Source organism: Rhodoferax sp. UBA5149 (genome assembly GCF_002413825.1).
GTDB lineage: Bacteria > Pseudomonadota > Gammaproteobacteria > Burkholderiales > Burkholderiaceae_C > Rhodoferax.
Map to the genome: position 1 here is coordinate 29,407 of NZ_DHXT01000050.1, position 5,715 is coordinate 35,121.

The 5,715-nt window shown below is 59.9% G+C and carries 5 protein-coding genes; 3 read left to right on the forward strand and 2 right to left on the reverse strand.

The genetic code is table 11. The annotated features are described in order from the left end of the window. Together B3V69_RS04155 and B3V69_RS04160 are read right to left on the reverse strand one after the other, a co-directional pair. On the reverse strand, positions 1 to 1,157 hold a 1,157-nt coding region (locus B3V69_RS04155), incomplete at its 3' end, for a methyl-accepting chemotaxis protein (RefSeq protein WP_296444085.1). Positions 1,158 to 1,284: 127 nt separating this feature from the next. Beyond that, positions 1,285 to 2,136, reverse strand: a complete 852-nt coding sequence (locus B3V69_RS04160; protein WP_296444088.1) for an enoyl-CoA hydratase-related protein — start codon at positions 2,134 to 2,136, stop codon at positions 1,285 to 1,287. A gap of 99 nt (positions 2,137 to 2,235) precedes the next feature. On the opposite strand from B3V69_RS04160, the gene B3V69_RS04165 reads away from it, so the two are divergent. The 3 genes from B3V69_RS04165 to B3V69_RS04175 form a co-directional block, all read left to right on the forward strand. Beyond that, positions 2,236 to 2,661, forward strand: coding sequence for a hypothetical protein (locus B3V69_RS04165; RefSeq protein ID WP_296444091.1), 426 nt, complete (start codon positions 2,236 to 2,238; stop codon positions 2,659 to 2,661). Next, positions 2,661 to 2,975 (forward strand): CcdB family protein, encoded by a 315-nt coding sequence (locus tag B3V69_RS04170; protein ID WP_296444092.1) that lies wholly within the window; start codon positions 2,661 to 2,663, stop codon positions 2,973 to 2,975. The genes B3V69_RS04165 and B3V69_RS04170 overlap by 1 nt, the downstream gene beginning before the upstream one ends. Positions 2,976 to 2,989: 14 nt before the next feature. Beyond that, positions 2,990 to 5,715: class I SAM-dependent DNA methyltransferase (locus B3V69_RS04175; RefSeq protein WP_296444094.1), on the forward strand; the 2,726-nt coding region annotated here is incomplete at its 3' end.

Genomic DNA, 5,715 nt, shown 5'->3' on the forward strand with positions numbered 1-5,715 from the left:
GCGTTCAGGGCCAGGATATTGGTCTGGAAGGCGATGCCATCGATGACGCCGATGATGTCGCTGATTTTTTTCGAGCTGACGTTGATGTCGTTCATGGTGCTGATCACCTCAGAGACCACTGCGCCGCCGCGTGCCGCCACCTCGCCCGCTGATGACGCCAGCTGGTTGGCTTGTCGGGACGCCTCGGCGGTCTGCCGGACCGTGTTCGTCAACTGATCCATGCTGGTGGCGGCCCGCTGCAAGTTGCTGGCGGTCTGCTCGGTGCGCACACTGAGGTCCTGGTTGCCGGAGGCAATCTCGGCACTGGCGGTTGAAATGCTGTCTGTGGAGTGCCGTACCTGGCCGACCAGATTGCCCAGCGAACGCTGCATATCGACCAGAGAACGCAGCAGCCGGGCGGGTTCGTCATTCCCGCTCGAATCAACCTTCTGGTCTGTCAGATCGCCCTGCTCAATCGCCTTGGCCACTTGCTCTGCCTTGTCGATCGGTCGACAAATGGAGTTCATATTCATCAGCGTCAGCGGGATGATGATGGCCAGCATCAACACCGTCATGCCAGCGATGAGCCACATCACCTGCTTGACAGTGGTCTGCAGATTGTCCTGGTTGCCGTCGGCTGACGCCTGAAGGTCTTTCGCCAGATTTTTCACGCTGTCATTGGCCTTGCGGAAAATAGGTTCTATGTTGTCGATGCTGGCGGCAGCCACCTGCCCAGAGGGAAAACCCATGGACTCGAGCTGGGCCGCCATGGGTGAGAATTGGGTCCGAAATTCACGCATGCCGGTCACGATTTGCTTGAGCTGTTCGCGTTGCGCGTCTTTGGGTAACAGGGAATCGAGTGCCTTGGCCGCCGCGTCCATCTGCAGGTAGGACTGGTTCCACGCCTCCTTGAACACGGTTGCTTCCGTGCTGTTTCCGTAGTGGATCACCATGTCCTTCTCATGGAGACGCAGGCTGGCCATGGCTTGTTGCATGCGTCCGAGCTCGGCCAAAGAGGCCATATCCTGGCCCACCAGTTTGACGGTGATGGTGTTGGCGTAGAACTGTGCGGCCACGCCGATGGCGCCGATGGCGCCCAAGGCCAACGCCACGACGGCAATGGCGCCCAACATGCGAAAACGGATGGTGAAGCGGCGCATCAATGTGTCAAGTTGCATGAGTGTTCCCGAAAATCGAATGGGCGCGAAATGCGCACGCGCCCACACTTTAAGCGAGTTGGCGCGTGACTTGAGGTCTGCTTGCGAAAAAGATGACGTAGATCACCTGGATTGGGCGTGGATCGTTCTAGGCAATATCACGAAAACTGCGCAACGCGCTTAAGGGCGGAAACTCAGCCGCGCGTTTGGTCTTCATTGCCGTCACCGCTTCGAGCACATGCCTGTTGCTCCAGATGGCGCCCTGGATCCAGCCCATTTGCTTGAGCGAATCGTCCACGGAATGGTCGCGTGTGTAGTGAATCACCTGCTTGGTGCCCCAGATGGCCACCGGCGGCTTGGCGGCGATCTCCGCCGCGCATTGCATGGCCGCGGCCAGCGTTGCCTCGGGCGTGTCGAAGACCTCGTTGACCAGGCCGTAGCCCTGTGCTTTTTGTGCGGACATGCGCCGCCCGGTGTAGGCCAGCTCTTTCACCACGGCCAGCGGAATGAGTTTGGGCAAGCGCTGCAGCGTGCCCACGTCAGCCACCATGCCAATGTTGATTTCCTGAATACAGAAGAACGCATCGGCCGTGGCGTAGCGGATGCAGCAGGCGGTCACCAGGTCCACGGCACCGCCCACGCAGCCGCCCTGGATGGCAACAATCACGGGGATGCGCAGCGTCTCCAGCTTGGTGAAGGTGGCCTGCATGTCGGTAAGCGAGTCAAACATGGCGGCGCGGCCCTCCGGGCTTTCGTCGGCCATGGTGATGGCACCCGAGAAGGTGTCCAGCGCCATGCCGGCACTGAAATGCTTGCCGGTGCTGCTGATGACCAGCACGCGCGCCGAGCCGTCCTTGTGCAGCTGGGTCAGCACCTCGTCGAGCTCGCGCCAGAAAGTGGGGTGCATGGTGTTCATGGCCTCGGGCTTGTTCAGCACCAGATGGGCAATGTGATTTTGGGTGGAGAGGGCGAAACAGGTGAGGGGTGTGGAGGTATTCATCCCCAGAATGTAGTGCAAACCCATCCGCTTTTGGAGTCGCCAGCTTGACGCCTCTGTTTTCATGCGGCATGATTGCATGATGCTATGGAAGGAGGCGTCATGCTCAAGGAAGTAGGTGCCAGCGGCCAGATTTCGCTGGGTAAAAAGTACGCGGGTCAGTTGTTTGACATGCAGATCGCGGCCGACGGTGCGGTCACGCTGACACCGGTGAAAGTCGTGCCGCTGACGCAGACCGTGCAGGAAGAGCTGGCGGTTTACAAGGTGAATCCGGCAGCCGTGGGTAACGCAGACGGCTACTACACGCCCGAGCGCATGGCACGCCGCGCGGCAGCCGCTGCGCGCAGCCCGGCGCAAACGCAGGCTTTGCATGATAAATGGGAAGAGGACAACAAAGACGCCATCGAGGCCATGAACAAGCGTGTCTCCAAAATAGGCTCCATGGCCAGAAGAATTCACGAATGGCGGCAGGAGAAAGCACTGTCCGAAGCGGGCGCGGGCAATGACCCAAGTGCTGAGAGTGTCTGATGGCGCAATTTGATGTGTACACCAATCCGATTGTCAAATTACGTGAGAGTCACCCTTATGTCATGGTGATTCAGAGCCACTTTCTGAAGCGACCCATTGCCGTTATGGCAATCCCGCTCGCTCGAATGGACGAAGACACCAGCCCGGTAACGACATTGAATCCACGACTCGATGTCGCTGGCGAAACGTTGGTACTTGAAACCCTGACTATCGGCTCCTATGAGCCGGGCGACCTGCGCCGCCCCGTTGCCAACTTGCAAGCCGACGCCACAGCGGTTTGGGACGCCCTGGACTTCGCCCTGCACGGCCACTGACACCCGGACCACGCATGACCCCTCAGCAATTCATCGCCAAATGGGGCCCCGGCGGCCCCGCTTATGACCTCAACGAACGCCAGGGCGCGCAGCCCCACTTCATGGACCTGTGCCAGTTGCTGGGCGTGCCCACGCCGGGCAGCGACGGCGACTACATCTTCGAGCAGGACACCCTGGTGCTGGGCGAGGCACGCGGCTATGCCGATGTGTTCAAGCGCAACCACTTCGCCTGGGAAAACAAGGCTCCGGGCCGCAATCTGGACACCGCGCTCAAGCAGCTGCTGACCTACAGCCTGGCGCTGTCCAACCCGCCGCTGCTGGTCGTGTGCGACCGCCTCACCACCCGCATCCACACCCAGTTCAACGGCCATCCGTCAGAAGTGCACACCGTGCTGCTGCACGAGATGGCGCAACCGGAAAAACAGGCCTTGTTGCGCCGCCTGTGGACCGACCCCGAGAGTTTTCGCCCCAAAAAGACCAGCCGCGACATCACCGAAGCCGCCGCCAAAAGCTTTGCCACCCTGGCCGATGGCCTGCGCCGACGTGGCCCCGCCAGAGACGCTGACCCGCAAGGCTGGCAAGCGCATGCCGACGAGGTGGCCCACTTCCTCACGCAGTGCCTGTTCTGCTTTTTTGCCGAAGACGTGAGCCTGCTGCCCGGGCGCATGTTTGAAGGGCTGGTGAACAACAAGAACCTCACCAGCGACAAACTCACCGCAGGCCTGACCAACCTGTTCACCGTCATGCGCAAGGGTGGCCTGTATGGCAATGACGACATACCCTGGTTCAACGGCGGTCTGTTCAAGAAGGTGAAGGTGCCCGCGCTCACCATCATGGAAGTGACCGAGCTGCGCAACGCCGCCGCGCTCAATTGGAGCGCCATTGACGTGTCCATCTTCGGCACACTGTTTGAGCGGGGCCTGGACCCGTCCAAGCGCAGCCAGCTCGGAGCCCACTACACCGACCCGGCCACCATCCTGCGCATTGTGGAGCCTGTGCTGACTCGGCCCTTGCTACAAAAATGGGAGCTGGTAGCGCAAGAGATACGGGGGCTGATGGCCAAAAGCACGAAGAAAAGGCGTGGAGCCTATTCAGCCGGTGGTCGCCACTTCAAGGCGTCTGCGGGTGATGCGGCTTTTCAAAAGGCCGAGGATTTGTTTCATGGCTGGCTTGCCGACTTGAAAGACTACCGCGTGCTCGATCCGGCCTGTGGCAGCGGCAACTTTTTGTTCCTGGGCCTCAAGGCTTTGAAGGACATTGAGCACAAGAGCCATCTGGACGCCGCCGCCCTGGGGCTGGACCGGCAGGCTGATCTGGTGACCGGGCCGCACAACGTGCTGGGCATTGAGTTGAACGAATACGCCGCTGAGCTGGCGCGGGTGACGGTGTGGATTGGCGAGCTGCAGTGGCGCATCGAGCATGGCTACGACTTCAAGACCAACCCTGTGTTGGAGCCGCTGGATCACATTGAGTGCCGCGATGCTTTGCTGACCTTTCCCGTCACGGCAAGCGACGCAGGGCAAGCTCTGCCCTCCGTCATTGCGAGCGAAGCGCGGCAATCCATGACTTCGGTTGTTGATGCTGACTCCGAGGCGCGGGCGGGGCAGATGCCGGGCGCTCCGCGTCCTTCGGACTTTTTGATGTCGCGCCCAACATCCGCCCCACCCACGCCTCGGAGCGACCCGAGCAGGCGTGACGCACCTATCGAAACCCGTTCCGTTCGGGCTGAGCCTGTCGAAGCGGCCTGGCCGAAAGCCAGTGTGGTGATTGGGAATCCGCCGTTTTTGGGTGGGAGCAAGAAGCGTGGGGAGTTGGGCGCAGATTACTTTGATGCGTTGGCCGCCGTGTTTAAAGGCCGGGTTCCGGCTGGAGCTGACTTGGTTTGTTATTGGTTCGATAAGGGCCTGAGAGCAATTCAGAGCAATGGATTGGGTGCGGCGGGTTTTGTCGCCACGAACTCAATTCGCGGTGGCTCCAATAGAAAGGTGCTGGACGCGATTGTTCAAAGCACCAAAATCTTCGAAGCTTGGAGCGATGAAACGTGGATTAACGATGGGGCAGCAGTTCGCGTCTCATTGGTCGCATTTGGTCATGGGGCGGGCGCTCATTTGGACGGAAACGTAGTGAGCGAAATCTACGCCGATCTGACGGGGGCAAATGGTGAGAATTCCGCGTTAGACCTAGGCATGGCAAAACGCTTTCCCGGAAGCGGCAGTTCCGCTTTTGAGGGCTTGCGCAAGGATGGGCCATTAGATGTGTCTGGGCAGCAGGCCCGCGAATGGCTGCAACTACCCAATCCACATGGAAAATCAAACGCCCTCGTGTTGTTTCCGCTGATTAATGGCATGGACGTTACACGCAGGCCGCGTGACGGCTGGGTGGTTGATACCGGCGAATCAATGACCGACGCCGAAGCGGCATTGTTCGAAGCCCCGTTTGAACACATTCTTTGCCACGTTAAGCCCATACGACTTCAAAACAACGACCGAATTCGCCGGACGTATTGGTGGCGGTTTGGTCGCAACGGGGAGCAGCTTCGTGCTGCGCTCAAACCTTTGGTTCGCTACATCAACACACCACGGGTTGCGAAATATCGTTTGTTCGTCTGGCAGCAAGCTCCGTCAATACCAGACACCGCGACAGTCGCCATCGCCCGCGCCGACGACACTACCTTCGGCATCCTGCACAGCCGCTTCCACGAACTCTGGTCGCTGCGCATGTGCACTTGGCTTGGCGTAGG